The sequence below is a fragment of the Aquabacterium sp. genome, assembly GCF_041909175.1.
Taxonomy (GTDB): domain Bacteria; phylum Pseudomonadota; class Gammaproteobacteria; order Burkholderiales; family Burkholderiaceae_C; genus Aquabacterium.
On the sequence record NZ_JAYRDZ010000006.1, the window covers coordinates 113,966 to 140,532 of the forward strand.

The 26,567-nt window shown below is 60.1% G+C and carries 22 protein-coding genes; 13 read left to right on the forward strand and 9 right to left on the reverse strand.

Annotation, left to right across the window (positions count from 1 at the left end):
- Positions 1–2: 2 nt before the first annotated feature.
- Positions 3–206, reverse strand: a complete 204-nt coding sequence (locus ACE3PH_RS10465) for a DUF465 domain-containing protein (protein ID WP_374318632.1) — start codon at positions 204–206, stop codon at positions 3–5.
- Between the two features lie 101 nt (positions 207–307).
- On the opposite strand from ACE3PH_RS10465, the gene ACE3PH_RS10470 reads away from it, so the two are divergent.
- Together ACE3PH_RS10470 and ACE3PH_RS10475 are read left to right on the forward strand one after the other, a co-directional pair.
- On the forward strand, positions 308–1,075 hold the full coding sequence (locus ACE3PH_RS10470) for a PP2C family serine/threonine-protein phosphatase (RefSeq protein WP_374318635.1): 768 nt from the start codon (positions 308–310) through the stop codon (positions 1,073–1,075).
- Between the two features lie 14 nt (positions 1,076–1,089).
- Positions 1,090–2,229, forward strand: coding sequence for an acyltransferase family protein (locus ACE3PH_RS10475; RefSeq protein WP_374318636.1), 1,140 nt, complete (start codon positions 1,090–1,092; stop codon positions 2,227–2,229).
- Between the two features lies 1 nt (position 2,230).
- Here the strand turns inward: ACE3PH_RS10475 and zapE are convergent, their stop codons facing one another.
- The 8 genes from zapE to ACE3PH_RS10515 all read right to left on the reverse strand — a co-directional run bounded on the left by zapE (position 2,231) and on the right by ACE3PH_RS10515 (position 12,303).
- The gene (gene zapE / locus ACE3PH_RS10480; RefSeq protein WP_374318639.1) at positions 2,231–3,349 is read right to left on the reverse strand and encodes a cell division protein ZapE; all 1,119 of its coding nucleotides are present in this window, start codon (positions 3,347–3,349) and stop codon (positions 2,231–2,233) included.
- A gap of 86 nt (positions 3,350–3,435) precedes the next feature.
- Complete coding sequence (lpdA, locus tag ACE3PH_RS10485; RefSeq protein ID WP_374318641.1) at positions 3,436–4,863, reverse strand: dihydrolipoyl dehydrogenase; 1,428 nt, start codon at positions 4,861–4,863, stop codon at positions 3,436–3,438.
- A gap of 26 nt (positions 4,864–4,889) precedes the next feature.
- Positions 4,890–5,198 carry a PspC domain-containing protein gene (locus ACE3PH_RS10490; RefSeq protein WP_374318643.1) on the reverse strand — a complete coding sequence of 103 codons (309 nt, stop codon included), beginning with the start codon at positions 5,196–5,198 and terminating at the stop codon, positions 4,890–4,892.
- 76 nt (positions 5,199–5,274) lie between these two features.
- Positions 5,275–6,543, reverse strand: coding sequence for a 2-oxoglutarate dehydrogenase complex dihydrolipoyllysine-residue succinyltransferase (gene odhB / locus ACE3PH_RS10495; RefSeq protein ID WP_374318645.1), 1,269 nt, complete (start codon positions 6,541–6,543; stop codon positions 5,275–5,277).
- A 109-nt stretch (positions 6,544–6,652) separates the two neighbouring features.
- Positions 6,653–9,508, reverse strand: coding sequence for a 2-oxoglutarate dehydrogenase E1 component (locus ACE3PH_RS10500; RefSeq protein ID WP_374318647.1), 2,856 nt, complete (start codon positions 9,506–9,508; stop codon positions 6,653–6,655).
- Positions 9,509–9,803: 295 nt separating this feature from the next.
- Positions 9,804–10,385 (reverse strand): superoxide dismutase, encoded by a 582-nt coding sequence (locus tag ACE3PH_RS10505; RefSeq protein WP_374318649.1) that lies wholly within the window; start codon positions 10,383–10,385, stop codon positions 9,804–9,806.
- A 107-nt stretch (positions 10,386–10,492) separates the two neighbouring features.
- Positions 10,493–11,818: an exodeoxyribonuclease VII large subunit gene (xseA, locus tag ACE3PH_RS10510; protein WP_374318651.1), complete on the reverse strand. Its 1,326-nt coding sequence runs from the start codon at positions 11,816–11,818 to the stop codon at positions 10,493–10,495.
- A 302-nt stretch (positions 11,819–12,120) separates the two neighbouring features.
- Positions 12,121–12,303, reverse strand: a complete 183-nt coding sequence (locus ACE3PH_RS10515; RefSeq protein WP_374318654.1) for a hypothetical protein — start codon at positions 12,301–12,303, stop codon at positions 12,121–12,123.
- Between ACE3PH_RS10515 and ACE3PH_RS10520 the strand changes: the two genes are divergently transcribed.
- The 11 genes from ACE3PH_RS10520 (at position 12,302) to hemH (ending at position 26,561) form a co-directional block, all read left to right on the forward strand.
- Positions 12,302–12,850 (forward strand): MotA/TolQ/ExbB proton channel family protein, encoded by a 549-nt coding sequence (locus tag ACE3PH_RS10520; protein ID WP_374318656.1) that lies wholly within the window; start codon positions 12,302–12,304, stop codon positions 12,848–12,850. The genes ACE3PH_RS10515 and ACE3PH_RS10520 overlap by 2 nt on opposite strands.
- Before the next feature lie 33 nt (positions 12,851–12,883).
- On the forward strand, positions 12,884–13,321 hold the full coding sequence (locus ACE3PH_RS10525; protein WP_374319004.1) for an ExbD/TolR family protein: 438 nt from the start codon (positions 12,884–12,886) through the stop codon (positions 13,319–13,321).
- 16 nt (positions 13,322–13,337) lie between these two features.
- The gene (gene lpxK, locus ACE3PH_RS10530) at positions 13,338–14,423 is read left to right on the forward strand and encodes a tetraacyldisaccharide 4'-kinase (RefSeq protein ID WP_374318658.1); all 1,086 of its coding nucleotides are present in this window, start codon (positions 13,338–13,340) and stop codon (positions 14,421–14,423) included.
- Positions 14,424–14,434: 11 nt separating this feature from the next.
- Positions 14,435–14,680 carry a Trm112 family protein gene (locus ACE3PH_RS10535; protein ID WP_374318660.1) on the forward strand — a complete coding sequence of 82 codons (246 nt, stop codon included), beginning with the start codon at positions 14,435–14,437 and terminating at the stop codon, positions 14,678–14,680.
- A complete protein-coding gene (gene kdsB / locus ACE3PH_RS10540; protein WP_374318662.1) occupies positions 14,677–15,438 on the forward strand; it encodes a 3-deoxy-manno-octulosonate cytidylyltransferase in 762 nt (253 codons plus the stop codon). Before ACE3PH_RS10535 ends, kdsB begins: the two co-directional genes overlap by 4 nt.
- 164 nt (positions 15,439–15,602) lie before the next feature.
- Positions 15,603–16,259, forward strand: coding sequence for an adenylate kinase (adk, locus tag ACE3PH_RS10545; protein ID WP_374318664.1), 657 nt, complete (start codon positions 15,603–15,605; stop codon positions 16,257–16,259).
- Between the two features lie 88 nt (positions 16,260–16,347).
- Positions 16,348–18,402 (forward strand): DNA primase, encoded by a 2,055-nt coding sequence (gene dnaG / locus ACE3PH_RS10550; RefSeq protein ID WP_374318666.1) that lies wholly within the window; start codon positions 16,348–16,350, stop codon positions 18,400–18,402.
- 94 nt (positions 18,403–18,496) lie between these two features.
- Positions 18,497–20,740: an RNA polymerase sigma factor RpoD gene (rpoD, locus tag ACE3PH_RS10555; RefSeq protein ID WP_374318668.1), complete on the forward strand. Its 2,244-nt coding sequence runs from the start codon at positions 18,497–18,499 to the stop codon at positions 20,738–20,740.
- Between the two features lie 133 nt (positions 20,741–20,873).
- Positions 20,874–21,815, forward strand: coding sequence for an FHA domain-containing protein (locus ACE3PH_RS10560; protein ID WP_374318670.1), 942 nt, complete (start codon positions 20,874–20,876; stop codon positions 21,813–21,815).
- A gap of 64 nt (positions 21,816–21,879) precedes the next feature.
- Complete coding sequence (locus ACE3PH_RS10565) at positions 21,880–25,521, forward strand: PAS domain S-box protein (protein ID WP_374318672.1); 3,642 nt, start codon at positions 21,880–21,882, stop codon at positions 25,519–25,521.
- On the forward strand, positions 25,518–26,561 hold the full coding sequence (gene hemH / locus ACE3PH_RS10570) for a ferrochelatase (RefSeq protein WP_374318674.1): 1,044 nt from the start codon (positions 25,518–25,520) through the stop codon (positions 26,559–26,561). Before ACE3PH_RS10565 ends, hemH begins: the two co-directional genes overlap by 4 nt.
- The last annotated feature ends 6 nt before the right edge of the window (positions 26,562–26,567 follow it).

Genomic DNA, 26,567 nt, shown 5'->3' on the forward strand with positions numbered 1-26,567 from the left:
GATCAGGCGGGTTCTTTGGGGTCCAGCAACAACTCGAGGCTCGCGATCTGATCGCGCAAAAGCAGGCGACGCTTCTTGAGCCGACGCAAGGCGAGCTCATCCACCGGTTGTTGCCCGGAGGCGAGATCGATCAGGTTATCGAGATCGGCATGCTCCATGCGCAACTCGATCAGCTGACGATGCGGTGAATGAAGGTTTTCGTCCATCCTTGACGCCATGTTGGTGACGGCCAAAGCCGCCTGACTGCGGGATCACCCGATATACATCTGCATACGGCGCAATCCCAATTAGGCATTATAGTTTTCCAATGATGTCGACCCCATCCAGTTATCGCCTTGTTGCCTCAACAGGTCTGCACCGTGGAGATCGTGCTTATCAGCAGGATCAGGTGGAGATCATTCCGCATCCACGGGAAAAAGGTTGCCTGATGGCGGTGGTGGCCGACGGGATGGGTGGCAAAAGTGGCGGCCGCAAGGCAGCTGATCAGGTCATCCTGACAGCCCGCCAGACCTTCGACCGGTATGTGCCCTCCAAGGAGGATGCGGCGGTCACCCTGCAGCAACTGGTGCAGGAGTCCCATCTGATGATCAAGCTGACGGCCATCGCCTTCGAGGAAGAGCCGCACAGCACCATCGCTGCCTATATCGTCAACCCCGATCTGTCTGCCGCCATCGTTCACGCCGGTGACTCCCGCATCTACCACTTCCGCGGGCCGGAAATGCTCTACCGCACACTGGACCATTCCTACGTGCAGCGACTGGTGAGCGAAGGGCAAATCACCGAGGAAGAAGCCAACGTTCACCCGCAGTCGAATCTGCTGACCGGCTGCCTGGGCACCCAGCAGGACCCCCCTGTCGCCTTGCATTTCATCAACCAACTGGCTGTTGGCGACACCTTGCTGGCCTGCAGTGACGGGCTGTGGCACTACTTCACCCCGAAAGAAATCGGCGCCATCGTGCACACCCTGGCACCACGTGAAGCGGTAGAGATGCTGGTTGGCAAAGCCCGACACCGCGCGCGGTCAGGTGGCGACAATCTGTCATTGGCGCTGGTGCGCGTCGAACCATCCAACTGACCAACTGGTCCCGCATGGCTCGCCCGACCCTGATTGGCACGATGCGGGCCCACTTTCCAGCCTTGGATGGCCTGCGTGGGCTGGCGGTTCTCATTGTCATCGCACACAACACCCAGATGTTCGAACCCACCCCGCCAGGGCTGGGCAACTCGCTGGTGTTCTACTTTCTCAACTTCGGCTGGATGGGCGTCCAGCTATTCTTCGTTCTCAGCGGCTTTCTGATCACAGGCATCCTCCTCGATACCCGATGTGATGCGCACTGGTGGCGTAACTTCATGGTTCGGCGGGTCTTGCGCATCTTCCCGCTGTACTACGGCACGCTGGCCTTTCTGTTCATTGTTTTACCCGCACTGTCGATTCAGCCTGAGGTATTCGCAGAAGACAACAGCAAACAGTGGGCACTCTGGTTGTACCTGTCGAACTGGACAGAGTCGTGGGGGCTCGGAGGGGCATCCGTCCCCCATTTCTGGTCCCTGGCTGTCGAGGAACAGTTCTACCTGATCTGGCCCCTGTTGATCCTCTGGCGACCGCGTCCAGCGTCCGTCTTCTTCTGGTCGCTGCTGGTGGCGGCCGGGGGGATTCTGACCAGAATCTGGATGGCCAATCATCACTTCTCTGCACAGATGATCTACAGCTGGACACCGTGCCGCATGGATGCGCTTGCGCTGGGCGGCGCAGCTGCGGCGGCCATGCGTGTGCCACATTGGCGCGCGTGGCTTGTTCAGCACCGAGCCGCCTGGTTGTCCGTGCTATGGGGGGGCAGCATGGTGGCCTTTGTGCTGACGCGTGGGTTTCCTCGCGTCGGCGTGGCTGACCAGACTTGGGGTTACAGCGTGCTGGCTTTGCTGTTTTGCGGACTGGTGCTTTCAGCCACCTTGAATGACACGGCCCATGCGCCATGTCGAAGCATCTGGCACATGAAGCCGCTGCGTTTCGTCGGGCGCTACAGCTATGGCATGTATGTATTCCACCGCCTGCTGCACGAGGTCTACAGTGCCGCAGTCATGCAGCGCTTGGGACTGACGCCCGCCAACTCTGCCGGGATAGCCATCGCGCACGTCGCCGTGATCACCCTGAGTTCACTCGGGTTGGCTATCGTGTCCTATCACTGCTACGAGTTGCCATTTCTCCGCCTCAAGCGTTACTTCGCCTGACTCAATCCGTCAGTGAGGTATCCACGTCCCGCTTTTCCTCGGCCAGGTATTCCTTCGACTGCATTTCGTTGAGTCGCGACACCGTGCGGGGGAACTCATGCGCCAGGGGCCCTTCCACATAGAGTGCTTCCGGCGCATCTTCCGCGGAGATCACCAGCTTGACTCGCCGGTCGTAAAACACGTCGACCAACCATGTGAAGCGGCGCGCCTCGGATGCCATCTTCACCGGCATGACCGGCACTTCACTGAGGAAGATGGTCTGAAAGCGATTGGCCAATTCCAGGTAATCACTCTTCGAACGTGGCGTGCCGCACAAGGTGTGGAAGTCAAACCAGGCGACACTGCCCGCCACGCGCTGGGCGTTCAGCTCCCGTTGCTCGATCTCCAGCCCCGGGTTCTCATCCGGGCCACTCGCCAACTGGTCAAACAAGGCGTGCATCCGGGCATCGGTCTCGGCGCCCAAGGGGTGCAGGTAGATCTGTGCGGACTCCAGCGTGCGGCGACGGTAATCGGTGCCGGCATCAACGTTCACCACCTCAAACTGCTGCTTGATCAACTCGATAGCGGGCAGGATGCGATCTCGGTGCAAGCCATTCGGGTACAGGCCGTCCGGGTGAAAGTTGGATGTCGTGACGATGCTCATGCGGTTGCGGAACATCGCGTCCAGCAACTTGTACAGCATCATCGCATCGGTGATGTCAGAGATGTGGAACTCGTCGAAACAGATCAGGCGGTGCTTGCGCGACATCCGCTTGGCAAGCACATCCAGCGGATCTGCCGTGCCTTTCAACGTGTGCAGTTGACGATGCACCTCGCGCATGAACTCATGGAAGTGCAGCCGCGTCTTGCGCTCCAGCGGCAAGGCGTCAAAAAAGCAATCCATGATGAAACTCTTGCCCCGCCCCACCCCACCATAAAGGTAAACGCCCTTGGGCAATGCCGGATAACGCAGCATTTTTGTAATCGCGTTGGCGCGCTGCCCTTTGTAGTTTGTCCACTCATCCTGGCAGCGCTGCAGCGCGGCAATACCCCCAAGTTGGGCCTCATCCGCCTTGTAGCCTTTGTCGGCCAGGCGCTGCTGGTAGAGCTCGGTCACAGAGATGGGGGCATCAACAGGCATGGTTCACAACCGGTTTGTTCAAGTCACAAAGAAAAAGGGGCAGCCAAGCCGCCCCCCAGGGTGTCGCAGTCTGCCAGAAAACAGACTCAGAAGTTCAAGGTGCGCTTGTCAACCGCGAGCGCTGCTTCCTTGGTGGCTTCGCTCAGGCTTGGGTGAGCGTGGCAGATGCGGGCGATGTCTTCGGCACTCGCCTTGAACTCCATGGCCACCACAGCCTCGGAGATCAATTCGCTGGCGAATGGGCCAATGATATGCACACCGAGGATTTCATCGGTAGCTGCATCTGCAATGAATTTCACGAAACCGGTGGTATCACCTAGCGCACGGGCGCGGCCGTTCGCAATGAAGGGGAAGGAACCGGCCTTGTAGGGCCGGCCCTCCGCTTTCAGCGCCTGTTCGGTTTTGCCGACCCAAGCGATCTCCGGGCTGGTGTAAATCACCCAAGGGATGGTGTCGAAGTTGACGTGACCATGTTGACCAGCGATACGCTCGGCCACGGCCACACCCTCTTCTTCTGCCTTGTGCGCGAGCATCGGGCCACGCACCACGTCGCCCACGGCCCACACATTGGGCAGATTGGTCTTGCACTCGCCGTCCACCACGATGGCACCGCGTTCATCCAGCTTGAGGCCAACGGCCTCGGTGTTCAGTCCGGTGGTGTTGGGCACGCGGCCGATCGAGACGATCAGCTTGTCGCACTCGAGCTTCTGTTCTGCGCCAGCGGCATCCGTGTAAGCCACGGTCACGCCCTTCTTGGCCTTCTTGATGTCGCTGATCTTGACGCTCAACTGGATCTTCAGACCCTGTTTGGCAAACTGCTTCTGAGCTTCTTTCGCCACCTGCTCATCTGCCGCGCCGAGGAAAGCCGGCATGGCTTCGAGGATGGTCACGTCCGAGCCCAGGCGACGCCAGACCGAGCCCATTTCGAGGCCGATCACGCCAGAGCCAATCACGCCGAGCTTCTTGGGAACTGCATCGATGTTCAGTGCGCCCTCGTTCGACAGGATCTGCTTCTCGTCGAACTCGGCTCCAGCCAGTTGACGTGCGCTGGAGCCTGTCGCCACGATGATGTGCTTGCCTGTCAGCGACTCGGCCTTTTCACCGGCCACGGCCACTTCGTACACACCATCAGCAGCTTTGACAAACGAGCCACGGCCGTGGAAGAAGGTCACCTTGTTCTTCTTGAACAGGTACAGGATGCCGTCGTTGTTCTGCTTCACGACGCCATCTTTGCGGGCAACCATCTTGGCCACATCCATCTGCAGCCCTTCCACGGTGATGCCATGGTCTGCAAAGTGATGCGACGCCTGCTCGAAATGCTCCGAGGATTGCAGCAAAGCCTTGGATGGGATGCAGCCGACGTTGGTGCAGGTGCCGCCGGGGGCCGCGCCGCCCTTGGCATTCTTCCATTCGTCGATACAGGCCACCTTGAAGCCCAGTTGCGCAGCGCGGATGGCTGCAATGTAGCCACCGGGGCCGCCGCCGATGACGATGACGTCAAATTGATTGGACATGATGGTATTGGACAGTTAGACCGGAATCACTCGTCAGGCACGAAGATCCACAGCAGGATGTAGAGCAGGAAACCTGAACCCCAGAACAAGGCCAACAACACGAAAGCGAGACGCCACACCCAGGACTCGATGTCCGTCAAGCGGGCGACCCCACCACAAACCCCTCCGACCCACCGGTCGCCTTTTGAACGACGGAGTCGGTTGACCTGGCTGAGAGCACCGCTGAGTTCGGTGCCCTGCAACAACCGGGTCTTGGCTTGCTGAAACTCGTCTTCCGTCAATGCACCCTGCTGTCGCAGGGCATTGAGGCGTTCGAGCTCATCGGCCAGGGGCATGGTGTGGACTTTCGGTCAAATTGCTGGTCCGAACGGGCCCTTGTGAGGCCCGCCCGGCCGCAAAAAACTGTTGTGCTTAGATGTCGAACAGCAGGCGAGCCGGATCTTCCAGCGCGTCCTTCATGGCGACCAAGCCCAGCACGGCTTCGCGGCCGTCGATGATGCGGTGGTCGTACGACATGGCCAGGTAGTTGATCGGGCGGATCACGATCTGACCGTTTTCAACCACAGGGCGTTCCTTGGTGGCGTGAACGCCCAGGATGGCCGACTGCGGTGGGTTGATGATGGGGGTGGACAGCATGGAGCCGAACACACCGCCATTCGAGATGGAGAAGGTACCGCCAGTCATCTCTTCGATGCCCAGCTTGCCATCACGTGCCTTCACGCCAAATTCGGCAATCTTCTTTTCGATTTCGGCGAAAGTCATTTGGTCGGCATTGCGCAGCACAGGCACCACCAGACCGCGAGGAGAACCGACAGCCACGCCGATATCGAAGTAGCCGTGGTAGACGATGTCATTCCCGTCGACCGATGCGTTCAGCACGGGGTACTTCTTCAGCGCATGCACGGCGGCCTTCACGAAGAAGCTCATGAAACCCAGCTTGACGCCGTGTTCCTTCTCGAACTTTTCCTGGAACTTCTTGCGCATGTCCATCACTGGCGCCATGTTCACTTCGTTGAACGTGGTCAGGATGGCGTTGGTCGCTTGCGACTGCAGCAGACGCTCAGCCACACGCGCACGCAGACGGCTCATGGGCACGCGTTGTTCCGGACGGTCTGCCAGGTTGGTGCCACCAACCGGTGCGTCAACGGCGGGCAGCGACGTAGTCGGCACACCCGTGGGGATGGCTGCAGCGGGGGCCGCAGGCTTGGTGGCGCCCGCTGCCACCGCAGCCAGCACGTCACCCTTGGTCACGCGGCCATCCTTGCCGGAGCCAGCCACTTGCGAGGCGCTCAGACCGTTGTCAGCCAGCAGCTTGGCGGCTGCAGGCATCGCGATATCACCCTTGTTGCCGCCAGCAGCTGGCGCAGCAACAGGGGCAGCGGCCGCCACAGCAGCCGGTGCTGCTGCAGCTGCCGGAGCAGCGGCGGCACCCACCTTGCCATCGGTATCGATCTTGGCGATGACCTGGTCGGACACAACGGTCCCACCGTCAGCCACGACCAACTCGGACAGCACGCCAGCGCTGGGCGCCGGCACTTCGAGCACGACCTTGTCGGTCTCGATTTCAATCAGGATTTCGTCCGCTGCAACAGCCTCGCCGGGCTTTTTCTTCCATTGCAGCAAGGTGGCTTCAGCCACGGATTCGGACAGCTGGGGAACTTTGACGTCAACGATTGCCATGATGTTGTATCTCCTGGAGCAGTCCCTGCCTTCACAAGCCGGTCGGGCTGGAGGGCTGCGCCCTCCGCTCGCGACCAGTCAATGAGACCGGCAGGGTCTGCAATGACCTTTACTTGTTGAGAACGAAGCCTTTGAGTTTGGCAAAGGCTTGGTCGAGCAGCGCCTTTTGCTGCTCCTGGTGCAGGTGGGCGTAACCCACTGCAGGAGATGCCGATGCGGGGCGCCCGGCATAACCCAACTTCTGCCCTTCAACCATGTTCTCGTGGATGTAGTGCTGAACGAAGAACCAGGCACCCTGATTCTGCGGCTCGTCCTGACACCACACCAACTCGCTCAGGTTGGGATACTTCTTCAATTCCGTGGCGAAAGCCTTGTGCGGGAAGGGGTACAACTGCTCGACACGGACGATGGCCACGTCGGTTGCCTTCTTCTCTGCACGCTTCTTGACCAGGTCGTAATAGACCTTGCCCGAGCAGGCCACCAGACGCTTGACCTTCGATGCGTCGATTGTTTCGTCCACTTCACCGATCACCGTGCGGAACTCACCCTTGGTGAACTCGGAAATCGGCGATGTGGCGTCCTTGTTACGCAGCAGCGACTTGGGCGTCATCAGCACGAGCGGCTTGCGGAACATGCGAACCATCTGGCGACGCAGCACGTGGAAGATCTGGCTGGCCGAAGTCGGCTGCACGATCTGCATGTTGTTGTCGGCCGCCAATTGCATGAAGCGCTCCAGACGAGCCGAGCTGTGCTCCGGGCCCTGGCCTTCATAGCCGTGCGGCAGCATCATGACCAGACCGTTGGCACGGCCCCACTTCACCTCACCCGAGGCGATGAACTGGTCGATCACGACCTGGGCGCCGTTGGCAAAGTCACCAAACTGCGCCTCCCAGATCACCAGGCTATTGGGGTCGGAGCCAGCATAGCCGTATTCGAATGCCAGCACAGCCTCTTCAGACAGGATGGAGTCGATGACGACGAACGGAGCCTGGTTGTCAGCCACGTTCTGCAGCGGGATGTAGGTACCTTCATCCCACTTCTCGCGGTTCTGATCGTGGATCACGGCGTGGCGGTGGGAAAAGGTACCGCGACCGCAGTCTTCACCAGACAGGCGAATCGGGTAACCGGAGGCGACCAGCGAAGCAAATGCCATGTGCTCGCCCATGCCCCAGTCCACATTGATCTCACCACGACCCATCGCAGCGCGATCGGCATACACCTTCTTGACCAGTTGGTGCGGCGTGATCGACTCAGGCAGCGTGGTCAGGCGCTCGGACAGACGCTTCCACTCGGCCAACGGAATGGCCGTATCGGCACTGTCCGTCCACTTCTTGCCCAGATAGGGGGTCCAGTCAACCGCGTACTTGCTCTTGAAGTTGGTGAGCACCGGGTCGATGGTGTGGCGACCTTCGTCCATGGCTGCACGGTAGGCCTTGACCATGTCGTCGCCCAGCGTGTCGCCCAGACCTTGCGCGCTCAACTTGTCTGCGTAGAGCTTGCGGGTGCCAGGGTGCATGCCAATCTTCTTGTACATCAGCGGCTGCGTCAGCCCCGGGGTGTCCTGCTCGTTGTGGCCCAGCTTGCGGAAGCAGACGATGTCCACCACCACGTCCTTGCGGAAGGCCATGCGGTATTCCAAGGCCAGCTGCGTCGCGAAGACCACGGCTTCAGGATCATCACCATTGACGTGGAGGACGGGCGATTCCACGCCCTTGACGATGTCGGTGCAATACAGCGTGGAGCGCAGATCGCGAGGGTCCGACGTCGTGAAGCCGATCTGGTTGTTGATGATCAGGTGCACGGTGCCGCCCGTGGTGTAACCACGGGTCTGCGCCAGCGCCAGGGTTTCCTGGTTGACACCTTGACCGGCAAAGGCCGCATCGCCGTGCACCAGGATAGGCAGAACCTGATCCGCGCGGTGGTCGCCACGGCGGTCCATACGGGCACGGACCGAGCCTTCCACCACCGGGTTCACGATTTCCAGGTGAGACGGGTTGAAAGACAGCGACAGGTGAACAGGGCCGCCGGCTGTCGTCACGTCGGAGCTGAAGCCCTGGTGGTACTTCACGTCACCAGCAGGCAGGTCTTCCGGTGCGGTGTGCTCGAATTCCTGGAACAGATCCTTGGGCTGCTTGCCCAGGGTATTGACCAACACGTTCAGGCGACCGCGGTGGGCCATGCCGATCACGATTTCCTGGACACCCTTGATGCCGGCCAGCTGGATCAGTTCGTCCATGGCGGCGATGAAGCTCTCGCCACCTTCCAGCGAGAAGCGCTTTTGGCCCACATACTTGGTGTGGAGAAAGCGCTCCAGGCCTTCGGCTGCCGTGAGGCGATCCAGAATGGCCTTCTTCTTGTCCGACGTGTAAGTGGGCTTGGAGCGAACGCTCTCAAGGCGTTCTTGCCACCAGCGCTTTTCCGTCGGATCGGTGATGTGCATGTACTCGGCACCAATGCTGCCGCAGTACGTTTCACGCAGCGCCTTCACGATTTCGCGCAGCGTCATGTGCTCCGCTTTGGTGAAGTAGGTGTTGGTGGCGCTGAAAGTGATCTCCATGTCCGACTCGGAGAAGTCGTAGAAGGAGGGTTCGAGTTCGGGGATCTTGGGACGCTCGGTGCGCTTGAGCGGGTCAAGGTCAGCCCAGCGGGAGCCGAGGAAGCGATAGGCAGCGATCAGGGACTGGACGTGAACCTGCTTGCGGGCCACAGCCAGATCAGCGGAGCTGGTCTTGACCATGAAGGCGTTGGCCTTGGCGCGCTGAGCAAAGGACTCGATCACGGGCGCGTGAGCGACATCTCGGTGGTCAGTGCCGTCCGTTGCGGGTACGTTCTGGAGGGCATCGAAGTAGGCACGCCAGTTGTCTGGGACCGAGCCTGGGTTGTTGAGATAGGACTCATACAACTCTTCGACATACGGGGCATTACCCCCAAACAGGTACGAGTTCGACCTGAATTGCTGCATCATTTCGCTCACCTCACTCCCGGGTTTCCCAGGGTATTGGCTGGTTGATAAACCTTCCGCGACACGGCTTCACCGATTAGCGGATTGCGACGACCTCAATGAGCCCAAGCCGATGCGTCAGCTCGCTCATCAACGGTACGTAACAAACACGCTGGACTTTACCACCGATTCCTTTTTTGTGCCGATGCCATCGGATTTCGTGGGACAAACCTGCCCATTGGATGAGGTGTGCCACCTTTTCGGACAAGAAAAAAGCCGGGACAAACCCGGCTTTATCTGATTGCGGCTGGATCCGCGTTCAGGCGAAGTTCTGTTCGGCAAAAGCCCAGTTGACCAGGCTGCCAAGGAAAACTTCAACGAACTTGGGGCGAGCGTTGCGGTAGTCGATGTAGTAGGCGTGTTCCCACACGTCGACGGTCAGCAGTGGCTTGTCGCCGGTGGTCAGCGGGGTGCCTGCAGGGCCCATGTTCACGATGTCCACGCTGCCGTCGGCCTTCTTGACCAACCACGTCCAGCCAGAACCGAAGTTGCCGACAGCAGACTTGGTGAAGGCTTCCTTGAAGGCATCGAAGCTGCCGAACTTGGCATTGATGGCGTCAGCCAGGGCGCCAGAGGGTGCACCACCACCGTTGGGCTTCATGCAGCTCCAGAAGAAAGTGTGGTTCCAGATCTGGGCTGCATTGTTGTAGACACCGCCGCTGGACTTCTTGACGATGTCTTCAAGGGCCATGTTCTCAAACTCGGTGCCCGGGATCAGATTGTTCAGGTTGGTGACATAAGCCTGGTGATGCTTGCCGTAGTGGTACTCGAAAGTTTCCTTCGACAGGTGGGGGGCCAGTGCGTCTTGTGCGTAAGGCAGAGGAGGAAGCGTATGTGCCATGGTGCGAATCCTGTTGATTGGAATGGGTAAGAAACCGATCTGATTGTAGGCACGAGCTATTGATCCACGCCGCAAGCATGGAAAAACCAAGCTGGACCGAAGGGTGCTCAACCGCCCTTGATCCCATCCTCGTCGGGTTTCCGCGACACCGTCATACCCAATCGACCATCTGCCAGCACGGCTTGCACGCCCTGCCCCACCGACGCTTGCGTGACACTGCAGATAGGTTGCCCTGCGTCATCACTGAGCCAGGCATAGCCTCGCTCGAGAACCCGTTGTGGCGACAGCGCCTCCAGGCGACCAGCCCACCCGGCCAATCGCTGCTCGGCCAGATTAACCCGGCTGGGCGCGGCGCGACACAAGCGGGCCTGCTGAGCGCTCGTGGACTGCGTTGCCAGACTGATGCGACGCAAGCAGGCACCATGCATGCGTCGCTCCGCCAGCGCCAGCTCATGACGATGCCGAGACACAGCCTGCGCCGGTCGACTCAACTGCATGGCCACCTGATCGAGTCGCTGAGCCAGCCCGTCCAGCCGCGCACCGACGCGGTGGGACATCAATTGCGCCGCGGCTTCCAGCGCTTGAAGCCATTGCGCACGGTCCTGCGCCACCAATTCTGCTGCTGCAGTGGGCGTGGGGGCGCGCAAGTCGGCAGCAAAATCAGCCAGGGTTACATCGGTTTCATGCCCGACACCACAGACAACGGGAACCGGACACCCAACGATGGCCCGCACAACACGCTCATCATTGAAAGACCACAGGTCCTCCATCGAGCCCCCACCTCGACAAACGATGACTGAATCGAAAGGCAGACCGGCCCGATGCGCTGCAGCCATGGAGGCCATGGCGTCAACGATCTGGGCGGGCGCTTCGACACCCTGCACCGAGCACGGAAAGACCACCACTTCAACATGAGGCGCCCGTCGACCTAAAGCCGTGAGCACGTCTCTCAGTGCTGCAGCCCCCAGCGATGTCACCACCGCCACGCGGAGGGGGATGCGTGGTATCGGACGTTTGCGCGAAGCGTCAAACAAACCTTCAGCTTCGAGCTTGGCCTTGAGTCGGAGAAACTGCTCGAACAAGGCACCAGCGCCCGCCTGATGCAGCTCTTCGACCACCAACTGCAACTCGCCCCGGGCCTCATAGACCCCGAGATTGCCGCGGGCCTCCACCAGCATGCCTTCAGTTGGTCGGAAATCCACCAAAGACAGCGCTCTGCGAAACATGGCGCACCGCAAGGAGGCATTGCCATGGGCATCCTTCAAAGTGAAATAACCATGCCCACTGGCAGCACGGGTAAAACCGCTGATTTCGCCGCGGACGACACAGTCGGAAAACCTGACGGCCAGACTGTCGGAAATGGCATGCACCAGCGCCGAAACGCCCCACACGCGCGCCGAGGCGCCCTGCCCTCCATCGCGCCAAGCTGTCATGCTGCCCCCCTCGTGAGGCGCAAACCAGCGCCAGCCAAGGCTGAGCGGCCTGCGCGAAGTCCACAAGCGCGCCAATACAGGCCCAAACAGCCCACAACCACGTCACAAAGCCTTAACAATGTCATAAGTTATTGATTTTATTGGTATTTTTTCTGCTCAAAATTTGAGCAAACTGTAGAAGCACGTGATTTTCCGGGGCTCCGCAAGGCCGTTCACCCGCTTACCCACAAAGTTATCCACAGATTCAGTGGATGACTGCTGGCACAACCCGCAAAGAAAACCCTGATACAAACCCAAGGCCATCAGCCGTTGAAATAGCCATTTTCAAAGCCATAATCAAAGACTTGCAGGACCTTCATCAAGCCCCTTTTGGGTTGTTCACAGGAGTTTTCGTTGCTGTCGATCTTACAAGCGGCCGGTTGGCCCATCTGGCCCCTCCTGATCTGCTCCATTGTTGCCCTGGCCTTGATCATCGAGCGGTTCATGTCCCTGCGCCCAACTCGCGTGGCCCCAGCGCGTCTGCTTGAAGAGGTCATGACGGTCACCCGAACCGGGTTGCCGCCTGCTGACACCATCGACAAGCTGGCCGAAAACTCCACACTGGGTACCGTGCTGGCTGACGGTCTGCGCGCAGCCACGTCTGACAACCGAATCACCGAAGTCAATCTGCGCGGCGCCTTTGAAACCTCCGGACGCCAGGCGGTTCATGACCTGGAACGCAACCTGAACGCACTGGGCACCATCGCCTCGGCAGCGCCTCTGCTGGGCTTGCTGGGAACGGTGGTTGGGATGATCGAGATTTTCGGTGCTTCGGGTGCATCGACCGGCACCGCTGGCGGCAATCCACTCGAATTGGCGCATGGCATTTCCGTTGCGCTGTACAACACCGCGTTCGGCCTGATTGTGGCCATTCCCTCGCTGGCGTTCTATCGCCACTTCCGCGCCAAGGTCGATGCCTATGCGCTGGGGCTGGAGCAAGCGGCCGAACGCATGGTGCCGCACATCCTGCGCTTGCTCGGCGCACGTCGCTGAGATGCCACGTTTACAGGAGTACGCATCGTGGCGATGAACTTTCGAGACAGGCAGCGCGAAGAGCCCGAAATCAATCTGATTCCGTTCATTGACGTGCTGCTGGTCGTGCTCATCTTCGTGATGCTGACGACCACTTACGCCAAGTTCACCGAGATCAAGATCAATCTGCCCGTGGCCAATGCGCAGATCCCTCAGGCGCGCCCCAAGGAAATGGTGGTCATCGTTTCTGCAGATGGACGCTATCTGGTCGATGGCCAAGCCATCGAGGGACGCAGCGTCGAGTTGCTGGCTGCTGCACTGCAAGCCGGTGCACAGGGTAAATCCGATGTGGTCGTGGTCGTCAGTGCCGATGCCTCGGCAACCCATCAAAGCGTGATCAACGTCATGGACGCTTCGCGTCGTGCAGGGCTGACGCAGTTGACATTCGCCACCCAGGCGCACGACCGCGCTTCGGTGACGGGCCAACCCTGAACGCATCACCGGCCATATGAGCGGCGTCACTGATCGACTGGTTTCCAGCTGGTCGCGGCGTGGGCCTCTCGCTTGGTGCCTCGCACCATTCTCTGTATTGATGTGGGCATTGGTCACGCTTCGACGGCAGGCCTTTCGCCTGGGCCTGCTGACCTCCGGCCATACCGGCCTGCCGGTGGTGGTCGTGGGCAACCGCATTGTCGGTGGCGCGGGCAAAACCCCGGCGACCATTGCCTTGATCCAGCACCTGCGCGATCTGGGCTGGCATCCTGGGGTGCTCACCCGTGGCTACCGTCGTGATGCAGCAAGCCAGTCGGAGCTGACATTGCTTGATCAGCATACGGTGTCGCAACTGGGCGTAGAGCAAGTTGGCGACGAACCCATGCTGATCTGGCGCCGAACTCAGGCGCCGATGATGATCGGGCGCAACCGCGTGCAAGCAGGCAAGGCGCTGAAGGAAAGCCATCCGGACATCGACATCCTGATCTGTGATGACGGTCTCCAGCACCTGCGCCTGCACCGCGACATAGAGGTGGTGGTCTTTGACGAGCGTGGTGCCGGCAATGGCTGGCTCCTGCCCGCAGGGCCCCTGCGGGAACCCCTCTCGCCCGCCGCCCTTGACGGATTGGCTTGTGATCCGATCGTTCTGTACAACGCCACCAAGCCGAGTACGGGCCTGACCGGCTATGGCTCCAGCCGCAAGCTGGGCAGCTTCATACCTTTGGCTGAATGGTGGTATCCGTCCCACACGTCTTCGGGCAGGTCGGCGGCAGCCAGCCCGCCGCACGAGGAAGAGGTCTGGGCTGTAGCTGGTATTGCTCACCCCCCTAAATTCTTCAACCAATTGACGCAACTCGGTTTCCGTGTGCACGGGGTCGCATGCCCCGATCACACAGACTTTGCCGACCTGCCCTGGCCGGCAACGGTGCAGCACCTCATCGTGACGGAAAAGGACGCCATCAAGCTTCAACCTGCGCGGATGGCTGCGGAAAGGCCGATGACCCAAATATGGGTCGCCACACTAGACTTGGAGCCTGACAGCCGTTTCTGGCAGGCACTCGATTCGGCGCTGGCTCGCCTGCCGCGTCGCACACACCACTGAAAAGACACCTTATGGATACCCGATTGAACGAACTTCTCGTTTGCCCACTGTGCAAGGGCCCGCTTCAGCGAGACCCGCAAGGCAGCAGCCTGATTTGCCGCGCGGACCGCCTAGCTTTTCCCGTTCGTGATGGCATCCCCATCATGCTGGAAGCCGAAGCGATCCAGATTGAGGACCAAGATGACGCCGTGCCTGCTGCCGCACTGTTGAGCGGCCAGCCCGCCGAGCCTGCAGCACCCGGGGCAGATCGCGCATGACTTTCACTGTTCTGATCCCGGCGCGCCTGGCCTCCACTCGCCTGCCCAACAAGCCATTGGCCGACATTGGCGGACTGCCCATGATCGTGCGCGTAGCGCAGCGGGCAGCACTGAGCAAGGCCCGTCAAGTGGTCGTGGCGACCGACACGCCGGCCATTGTGGATGCGTGCCGCGCGCACGGTGTCGCATGTGTGCTGACCCGTGCCGATCACCCTACCGGCAGTGATCGCCTGGCAGAAGCCTGCGCGCAGCTTGGCCTGGACGGGCAGGACATGGTGATCAACGTCCAAGGGGATGAGCCCCTGATGGACCCAGGCCTCATCAATGCCTGCGCTGACACGCTGGCTGAGCGCCCTGACTGTGTCATGAGCACGGCCGCCCATGCCATCGAAGCACCGGAACACTTTGCTAACCCCAACGTGGTGAAGGTTGTCACGGATGCGCTCGGTCGGGCGTTGTACTTCTCTCGCGCCCCCATTCCATGGTGGCGGGATGCGCCCGTACCAGGCACCCCTGCCTCGGGCTCAGGCACGCCACTGCGCCACATCGGCATTTATGGCTACAGGGCTGGCTTCTTGCGCCAATTCCCCCAGCTGTCTGCCAGCCCGCTGGAGAGCACGGAATCACTCGAGCAGCTGCGCGTGTTATGGCATGGTGAGCGCATCGCTGTCCATGTATCGGCATCCGTACCCGGCCCCGGCGTAGACACCCCCGAAGACTTGGAGCGCGTACGCGCCATCATCGCTGCAGCCCGCTGACAGCCCTGACTCAACCCTTACGCGAAAACCCTAACACGTCAAAACTGTTCAGTAAAGCGGACAAGCCCTGCGGAACCGTTTGTAACGCGCGTGCTATCCTCCACGGTTGTATTGCCCTGGGTCGCCCCCCGCGCGCAGGGCCCTGTTGGACATTGAGGAGAACCATGAAACTGATTCTGTTGGGCGCACCGGGCGCCGGAAAAGGCACCCAAGCCACCTTCCTGTGCCAGAAATACGGCATCCCGCAGATCTCGACTGGTGACATGCTGCGTGCAGCCGTCAAGGCCGGCACGGAACTTGGCGTCGCGGCCAAGAAAGTGATGGACGCTGGCGGTCTGGTCAGCGACGACATCATCATTGGCCTGGTCAAGGAACGTATTGCCCAAGCTGATTGCGCCAACGGTTTCCTGTTTGACGGTTTTCCCCGCACCATTCCCCAGGCCGATGCCATGAAGGCTGCTGGTGTGAACCTGGACTACGTCCTGGAAATCGATGTGCCGGACAGCGCCATCATCGAACGCATGAGCGGCCGCCGTGTTCACGTGGCTTCGGGTCGTACCTACCATGTTGTTTTCAACCCGCCCAAGGCAGAAGGCAAGGACGACGTGACTGGCGAACCACTGATCCAGCGCGACGACGACAAGGAAGAAACCGTCCGCAAGCGCCTAGAGGTCTACCATAGCCAGACCCGTCCGCTGGTGGACTACTACTCCAAGTGGGCTGAAACCGGTGACGCTGCTGCACCAAAATATGCCAAGATCAGCGGTGTGGGGTCGGTGGATGACATCACCACCCGAGCACTGAGCGCCCTGCAAGCCTGATCGGCCGACGCGCACAGGCGCGTTGGCAAACCCACGGCCCCACCGCCATCGCGTTGGGGCCGTTGTCTTTCCTCTGTGTTGTTGCCTTGTGATTCCTCCGTCATTCATTCAGGATCTGCTGGCTCGCAGCGACATCGTTGATGTCGTTGGGCGCCATGTCACCCTGAAAAAAGCAGGCATCAATTACAAGGGGCTGTGCCCATTTCACGGGGAGAAATCCCCCAGCTTCATCGTCAGCCCCAGCCGGCAGACCTACCACTGCTTCGGCTGTGGCGCGCACGGCAATGCAGTGGGCTTCCTGATGGAACATGCAGGCCTGGGCTTCGTCGAAGCCGTCAAGGAACTGGCCCAGATGCAGGGCATGCAGGTTCCTGATGATGACATCCGGGCCGAGGATCGAGAAAAAGCGCGCATACAGAAAGAAAAGCAAAGATCCATCACCGATGTACTGGGGCAGGCCAGCCAGCACTGGCGCAAGCAGCTCAAGGGCAGTGCCCGTGCTGTCCAGTATCTGAAAGGCCGAGGCCTGACCGGTGAGGTTGCTGCCCGCTTTGCCCTGGGCTACGCCCCGGACAATTGGCGTGGCCTGGCCAGTGTCTTTCCTCGCTATGACGATCCTTTGCTGGTTGAGTCAGGCCTCGTGATCGTTCACGAGGCCGAACCGGGCCACGACGAGAGCGAAACGAAGCGTTATGACCGCTTCCGTGACCGGATCATGTTCCCCATTCGCAATCCGCAGGGGGACATCATCGGCTTTGGCGGCCGCGTACTGGACAAAGGTGAACCCAAATACCTGAACTCGCCGGAAACACCTGTCTTCATCAAAGGGCGGGAGCTTTACGGGCTGTTCGAGGCACGTCAGGCCCTGCGCAGCAAAGGCTACGCCATCGTCACCGAAGGCTATATGGACGTGGTGGCACTGGCGCAATGGGGGTTTGGCAATGCGGTGGCGACACTCGGAACCGCATGCACTGCGGACCATGTGCACAAGCTCTTTCGCTTCACTGAGCAAGTGGTGTTCAGCTTTGATGGCGACGCTGCCGGCCGACGTGCGGCGGGTCGGGCCCTGGAAGCCTCCCTCCCCCATGCCACCGATACCCGCCGAGTCAGTTTCCTGTTCTTGCCGGCTGAGCACGACCCGGACTCCTATATCCGCGAGTTCGGGCCGGAGGCATTTGAAGCCTGTGTGCAAAAAGCCGTCCCCCTGTCCAGACAACTGCTGGAACATGCCAAGGGCGACTGTGACCTGGATACGGCAGAGGGCCGTGCTCGAATGCTCGCGCAGGCTCTGCCTCTGATTGCACTGCTGCCGGAAGGCGTGCTGCGAGACCAGATCGCCAATGAACTGGCTGACATGACGCGCATGTCACACGACGACGTCCACAAACGCCTGCGCGGTGGGGCGCCACAGACAGCACACGCCCGCGCAGAGCGGGCCCACGACGAACGGACAGAGCCGGATTGGGGTGATTATCCTTATGGCGAACCGGACAGTGGCAGTTATGAACCGATCGACCATGGCGACACCTCCAGCTTCAGTGGCGGCAAGAAAGGCTGGCGTAAAGGTGGGGGCAAATGGAATCGGCAAGACCGCTGGCGAGGCAAAGGCAGCCCCCTGCCCCAACGCCCGCTTCCGCAGGCAGCCCGCCCTATGGATCGCATCGTCTGGATGTTGACGGCACGCAGTGAGTTGTGGGAGCAATTGCCTTCTGCCCTGCATGATCTCCTGTGCGGGCAATCTGGCATCCATGGCGACTTCTTCCGCTGGCTTGATCGGCTCATCCACGACCAGGGGCCTCTGGCACAGCCCGAGCTGATCCAGGCCATGCAGGAGAGTACGCAGCCACACGAAGATGAATTGCCCGACATGCCCGAGCTTGATGACCCGGAAGGGTTTGCCCCGCTGTTGCAGCGCGTTCAACAGTTTCACGATGTGCTGACCGGGCAGGAATCAGTATCCGACCTGATCGGGCTGATCCGCCCATTTGAACTCCAGGCGCTCAACGACGAATTGGAGCTGCTCACCCAGTCGGGGGAGCTTTCTGAAGCGGCCGAAGCCCGCAAACGGGAACTCATTCGGCAATCATTGAATCTAAAACTGGAAATCAGCCGGATGCGCCCTGTATCCGGCCTGGGAGCCTGATCGAGCCGAAATGAGGCTCATTTTTGACGATCACTCCATCTTTAAGGGATAATGGAGGGTTCGACAAGCTCCCTGCCATCTTTCGAGGACCCGCATGACCGCGAAGAAAACCGCGAAAAGCACCCCAGATACCGCTGAACTGACTGGCGACGCCATTGACAAGGCCAGCGAGAAGAAGGCTGCCAAGACCCGCGTAGCCAAGGCTGAAGCCACTGAGGGTGCGCCTGCCGAGCCCAAGAAGCGCGGCCGCAAGCCCAAGGCGGCTGCAGACACGACCACGACGACGACCAAGAAGGATGCCAAGAAGGAGTCGTTCGACGAGGACGACATGGGCGACATCGAGTCCGATTTGGAAGGCGAAGCGGAATCGCCTGAGGTCGATGCTGCCGACGAAGGCGGAGAAGACAAGCCCAAGGCCAAGCCGCTGCGCATGAAGGTGTCGCGTGCCAAGGAACGCGCACTGATGCGCGAATTCGGCATCGACGAAACCGCCCTGTCCGAAGAGGAAGTGGCCAAACGCCGCAACGAGCTCAAGACGCTCATCAAGATGGGCAAGACGCGTGGTTTCCTGACGCACCAGGAAATCAACGATCACTTGCCCGAAAAGCTGGTCGAAGCCGAAATCCTTGAGGCCATCATTTCCATGTTGAACGACATGGGCGTGGCCGTGTACGAGCAGGCACCTGACGCTGCCACGCTGCTGATTTCCGGCTCGGCCCAGTCGACGGCCACCGAAGAAGAAGCCGAAGAAGCCGCTGAAGCCGCACTGTCCACGGTGGACTCCGAATTCGGCCGCACGACCGACCCGGTGCGCATGTACATGCGCGAAATGGGCACCGTCGAGTTGCTGACCCGTGAAGGCGAAATTGAAATTGCCAAGCGCATCGAAGGTGGCCTGCAGGCCATGATGCTGGCGATTTCGGCCTCCCCTACCACCATCGCTGAAATCCTCGAGCTGTCGGACAAGATTCGCTCGGGTGAACTGCCGATCTCCGACGTGGTGGATGGCTTTGTCGCAGCAGACGAAGCTGACGATTACGTAGCTGAAGAAGACTTCGACGAATTCGACGAAGAAGATGACGACGACGGCGCAGGCGGCTCCAAGGCGCTGAGCAAGAAGCTTGAAGAGATGAAGAACCAGGCCTTGGCCAAGTTCGACCTCTTGCGCACCAACTTCGACAAGATGGCCAAGGCCTTCGAGAAGGACGGCTACAAGTCGGCGTCTTACAACAAGGCCCAGGAAGCCATCAGCGACGAGCTGATGACCATCCGCTTCACGGTCAAGACCATTGAGCGCCTGTGCGATGTACTGCGCTCCCAGGTGGATGACGTGCGTCGCTACGAGCGCGAACTGCGCAAGATCGTGGTCGACAAGTGCGGCATGGCCCAGGATCAGTTCATCAAGAACTTCCCGCCCAACATGCTGAACCTGAAGTGGGCCGAGAAGGAAGCCACCGCAGGCAAGTCCTACTCTGCCGTGATGGGGCGCAGCCTGCCAGCCATCCAGGAGTTGCAGCAAAAGCTGATCGACCTGCAGGCCAAGGCCGTTGTGCCCATTGAAGACCTCAAGTCGATCAACAAGCGCATGAACGAGGGCGAAAAGGCCTCGCGTGACGCCAAGAAGGAAATGATCGAGGCCAACCTGCGTCTGGTGATCTCGATTGCGAAGAAGTACACCAACCGTGGTCTGCAGTTCCTGGATCTGATCCAGGAAGGCAATATCGGCCTGATGAAGGCAGTGGACAAGTTCGAATACCGTCGCGGCTACAAGTTCTCGACCTACGCCACATGGTGGATCCGTCAGGCCATCACGCGCTCGATCGCCGACCAGGCCCGTACCATCCGTATCCCGGTTCACATGATCGAAACGATCAACAAGATGAACCGCCTGTCGCGTCAGCACCTGCAGGAATTCGGCTATGAGCCGGATGCCCCGACGCTGGCTGCCAAGATGGAAATGCCGGAGGACAAGGTCCGCAAGATCATGAAGATCGCCAAGGAACCGATCTCCATGGAAACACCGATCGGTGACGACGACGACAGCCACCTGGGCGACTTCATCGAGGACACCAACAACACCGCGCCCATCGAAGCCGCCATGCAGGCCGGTTTGCGCGATGTGGTCAAGGACATCCTGGACAGCCTGACCCCGAGGGAAGCCAAGGTACTGCGCATGCGCTTCGGCATCGAGATGTCGACCGACCACACGCTGGAAGAAGTCGGTAAGCAGTTTGACGTGACGCGTGAGCGCATTCGTCAGATCGAGGCCAAGGCCATCCGCAAACTCAAGCATCCCAGCCGCTCGGATAAGCTGCGTACTTACCTCGACAATCTGTAAGCATTAGCTACAGTCTCATTAATCAGACAGCCCGGTCACGCCGGGCTGTCTTTTTTTATACGTTAGCAAATACACTCCGAATTACGTGCACTTCTTCACGCCGACCGGCCTCTACTGAGCCAAGATAGCCCCCATGGGAAACACCAAAGAACGTGCAGTGATGTTTGCCGACCTTCGGGGCAGCACCGCACTGTATCTGCGACTGGGAAACAGCGAAGCTGCCACTGTGGTCACCCACAGCCTGGCCCTGCTCGGCCAGATCGTAGCGCGCCAGGGTGGTCGGGTTGTCAAGACACTCGGTGATGGGTTGATGGCTGTCTTTGAGCAGGCTGAGTACGCGGTCGACGCCGCAATCAGTGCCCAGGACTCCCTCGAAAAGCTGGCACCTTTGCCGCGCGAGGGACTCCCGACCAAGGCCACCGCATTGAAGCTCAAGGTCGCGCTGTCATGGGGCGAAATTGTCGAGGTGGACGGCGACTGCTTCGGCGATGCCGTCAATGTGGCTGCACGCCTGATTGACCTGGCCAGCGACAACGAGACCCTGGCTACCGGCCCCCTGATCCGGGAGCTGCCATCAGAGCAGCAGGAACGATTCCGTAGCCTGGATCGGCTGCACCTGCGCGGCCGCAAGGATCCCGTTCCCGTGCTGCGCATGGACAGCCAGCGTTTTGGCGACACCGAGTCGACCATGATGATGGGCGAAGAGGCCCTGACCGACGTGCCTGATGGGGTTCGACTGACTTGGCTGGGCAACGAACGCATTTTTTCGACAGCAGCCATGCCCCTGGTGCTGGGGCGCAGCCCTCAGGCCTCTTTCTGTGTGAGTGACTCCAGGGTATCTCGCTCTCACGCACGCATCGAATCGCACAGTGGCCACATCTACCTGACAGACCTGAGCTACAACGGTACGCACGTCAAGTTCGAACATGACGAGCAGATCCTGACACTGCGCAGAGGCACCTGCACCCTGCATGGATGCGGGGTGATATCCATGGGTGCGCCTCCTAGCGACCCGACCGCGACACAAATTCAGTTTGAAGTGCTGAGCTTTTCGGATACGCTGCCGCAGTGTTGAGCGGGATACCGTACTTGTCCTGTATCAGGTACAGTGCACTCGCTAAATGCCGATAACCTCCAGCATGAGTGCCGTCCCACTGCCACCCGACGAACAGGAGCGACTATCTACCCTGCTCGCGACGCGACTTCTCGACGCAGAGGTAGATCCCGCATTTCTGGCGCTGACCAGGCAACTGGCTGATCGGCTAGGTTGTCCGGTTGGCATGGTCAATCTGGTCGCAGAAAACACGGTCTGGGTCTTGGCAGCAACGGGCGCCGACTTCAAGCAGATACCTCGTAGCGAGGCCTTCTGCGCTACCACCGTAGCCAGAGGGGCACCGTTCTGTATCGGTGACACCCAGAACGACCCAGGCTTTCGCACCTTCCCTGCGGCCCAACCCCCTCTTAATCTGCGCTTTTATGCAGGCGCCCCCATCATGGTTGAGGGCCATGCATTGGGCACGGTCTGTGTGGTGGATACCCACGCGCGCACACTGAGCCATGCCGAGGAGTCTGTTCTGAACGACTTCGCGCGCATGGCCAGCGCACTGGCCGAGGCCAAACTCAGCATCCAGCGCCACCGTACACAAGAAGCACGGGTGAGAACCGCCGGTTTGACCAGTTCCGACTGGCTGTGGGAGACGGACACCAACAACGCCGTGACCTGGGTGTCTACCAGCTTGCTGCAACACACCGGAGAACCGCCCGAAGCCGAACTGGGGAGGCACGCCACCGACATTTACCGCGGCCGGCAGGACGAAACCCAGCCATCGTGGGACAGGGGGCTGGCCGCATTCATCAACAGGAAGCCGTTTCGTGATGCCATAGCGAACCGCGAAACGTCTCGTGGCCCCATCATTGTCAATATCAGCGGGACCCCTGTTTTCAATACAGCCGGCGAGTTCAAAGGCTACCGAGGCTCCAGCAGAAACATCACAGAGTCTTATCTGGCGGAGCAATCACGGCGACAAGCTGATCTGATTCTCCGGCAGGCCATTGAGTCTTTTCATGCCGGCGTCATGATTTCGGACGCTGAAGGTCGAATTACCTTGTGCAACCGCATCTGGCGGGAGAGGTTTGGTGCAACCATCCATCCCCAGGAGACAATCTGGCCAGACATTCTCCAGCGTTGCATTGCCAACGGGCTTTACCCGCAAGCGAAAGGGCGAGAGGCCGAATTTCTGGCATGGCGCTTGAACATGGTCGACGACCCTGGCGCTCATGAAATCCAGTTGAAGGATGGTTGGGTCCTGGCATTCGACCAACGCCTGCCGGATGGTGGCGTGTCGCACTTCTTCATCGACATCACAGAGAGCAAGCGCAATGCGGTGGCGCTGGCCTTGCAACGGCAGGCCCTGCAGGAGTCGCAAGGTCGCCTCACTGCGGTCTTGTCTGCCCTGCCCGACCTGTGGTTTGTGCTGGACGCAGAAGGCACCTACGTAGAAGGTCACGTTGGCCACCCCATGCTAGTGAGACCATTTGAAGAGTTGGTTGGGCAGCCACTGGAGACAGAGGTGCCGCCAGAGGTGGGGCGCCTGTGCCGACAAGCCATACAGAAAGCGCATGCCACAGGCGAACCTCAGGTCATCGAGTACAGCCTGACCGTACAGGACAACTCATACCGACGCTTTGAGGCCCGCATTGCGCCCATGCCCGACCGGCATACGCTCTTCCTGACCCGGGACATGACCGACCGGATGGAGGCCGCCGAGCAGTTGAGGGTCAGCGAAGAGCTGTACAGGTCGGTGGCATCGTCCATCAGCGACGGCCTGATGGTCGTTCAGCTCGATGGCAAGGTGGTGGCGCTGAACCCAGCCGGCTGCCAGATCCTGGGCGTACAAGCCAATGATGGTGAGCAACTCACCATGGATGACCTCGAAAATCACCCCTTGCTTCAGGATGACCTGGTGACGCCCTTGCCCAAGGATGAATGGCCTCTGATGCGGACGATCCGCACCGGCCAGGCCATCCACGGCGAGCTTCATCCACTGAGGCGAACCGATGGTGATCAGCTGTGGGTGACCGTATCAACTCACTTGTTGCGCATCAGTCCTGACGCTCCGGCCTTTGCTGCCGTGGTGGCCTTCCGCGACGTGACTCAGACACACCGTGCAAGTCAGGCGCTGGCCCAGAGCGAAGAACGCTGGAAATTTGCTCTCGAGGGTGCCGGTGATGGCGTATGGGATTGGGACGTTGCCACCAACGAGATGTACTACTCAAGCCGCGGCAAGGCCATGCTGGGTTATGAGGATGATGAGATTGGCGGCCGACTGGATCAGGTCATATCGCTGATTCATCCAGACGACAAATCGGCCGTCCTGTCCGAAATGGATGCTTATCTCGCCCGCGGTGAAGGCCTGTTTCAGGCTGAATTCAGGATGGGGCACAAGGACGGTCGGACGCTCTGGATCCTGTCGCGGGGCAAGATCATGAACCGCGACCGCGATGGCCGGCCTTTGCGTGTGGTGGGGACGCACACCGACATCACGTTGCTCAAGCAGGCCGAACAGGTCATGCGTGACAAACAAATGGCGGTAGCGGCCAGCAAGGCCAAGAGCGAGTTTCTCTCGCGCATGAGTCACGAGATTCGCACACCACTCAACGCGATCACCGGCTTTGCCCAGCTGCTGCAACTGAAGCAAGACAGCGAGCGCGCGTCGCCCAAAGAGAAGATGTTTGTCGAGCAAATCTTGCAGGCGGGCGATCATCTGATGGCGCTGATCAACGACGTACTCGACCTGCAAAAAGTAGAGGCTGGTGTGCTGACGCTGCACATGGAGCCGATGCAACTGGCAGACGAGGTCAGGCAGACGATCGGGATGCTCAAACCGATGGCCGACCAAAAGCAGGTCGTGCTGCACAACGACGTACCTGACGGCCTGTCCGTGATAGCAGACCGGCAACGTCTGCGGCAGGTGCTGGTCAACCTCGGCTCCAACGCCATCAAATACAACCGCCCCTCCGGAACGGTGCACTTCCACGTCGATGCGGCGAGCAGCCCACATGTCCTGCAGCTGCATGTCAGTGACACAGGGCACGGCATCTCGTCAGATGACCTGCTTCGTCTTTTCCAGCCTTTCGAGCGGCTTGGCCGAGAGACTTCGTCCGTCGAAGGAACCGGACTCGGTCTTATCATTACACGCTCGCTGGTCGAGGCAATGGGTGGCAGTTTGGAAATCCAGAGCGCCGTGGACCACGGCACCTCGGTAACCGTGGCCCTGCCACTGGCATCATCGCAGCGTCACCCAGACTTGGTTTCATTGAAATTTCAGGAGCCAGCGTCCAAGCCCATGGAGCCCAGCTCAGTCCACTCAGCTTCGCCCAACATGACTCAAGCCCTGCGCGTCCTCTATGTCGAAGACAACCGCATCAACGCGATGCTGTTTGAAGAGGCCTTGCGTCCCTATAACGAGATCTGTCTGGAAGTGGCCGAGGATGGTGAGGCCGCCCTGGCGATGGCCCAAGCCCATGAGCCCGATGTTCTGGTACTGGATGCCCACCTTCCAGGAATGAGTGGCTTCGACGTCTTTGATGCCCTGCGTAGAGACATCCCATCGCTGATCGGCAAGCCAGCCTTCATGTGCTCCGCTGATGCGATGCCAGACGATCTGGCCCGAGCCAAAGCTGCAGGGTTCACAGGCTACTGGACCAAGCCTATAGACATCATGGAAGTGACCACGATTCTTCGCGGGTTGGCTGCAAAGCGCGACAATGCGCACCCATGAGCTTTCTCACTGAACCACGACTGGCAGCCGGACAGAGCGGTCGCACGGGCATCCTGCTTGTCAATCTCGGCACACCTGATGAACCGACGCCGGCAGCCTTGCGCCGCTATCTGGCTGAATTCCTGAGCGACCCGCGGGTGGTCGAGTTACCGAAGGCATTGTGGTGGCCGATTCTGCACGGCATCATCCTGCGGGTGCGTCCAGCCAAGTCTGCACAGAAATATGCATCCATCTGGACCGAGCAGGGTTCGCCGCTGCGCGCCTGGACTGAAAAGCAGACCACGCTGCTGGAAGGCTTCATGGGCGAGCGCGGCCACTCGGTGGTGATCCGCCACGCCATGCGGTATGGCTCCCCCAGCCTGGCCTCCCAGCTGACCGAATTGAAGGCCTGTGGTGTGCATCGGGTGCTGGTGGTGCCTCTCTACCCCCAGTACTGCGGCGCAACTACCGCCAGTGTGATGGACAAGGTCTATGAGTGGGCACAGCACACCCGGTTCATCCCCGAAATTCGTCACATCAACGAGTTTCACCAGGATGCGGGCTACATCGACGCCTTGGTCCAGTCTGTACGCCGCCACTGGATGAGCAACGGCCATCCTGACAAGGTGCTCATGAGCTTTCATGGCATGCCGGAACGTACCGCCAAACTGGGCGACCCCTACCAAGCCCAATGTCTTGCAACCGCAGACTTGCTGGCCTTGCGCCTGGGGTTGAAAAAGGAAGACTACCTGGTCACCTTCCAGAGCCGCTTCGGTAAAGCCACCTGGCTGCAGCCCTATACCGAACCGAGTCTGCGCGAACTGGGCAAGAAACGCGTTGCCCGGGTGGATGTGCTGTGCCCGGGCTTCGTGTCCGACTGCATCGAGACGCTGGAAGAAATTGCCATGGAGGGCCGCGATGCCTTCCTGAGCTCAGGCGGCCAGGCATTTCACTACGTACCTTGCCTGAACGATGACCTGAACTGGATCCGCGCGCTGGCCTCGCTGGTCGAGTCGCACCTGCATGGTTGGCCCACGCAGTCCAGCACCGTGCCAGCCTGATCACCC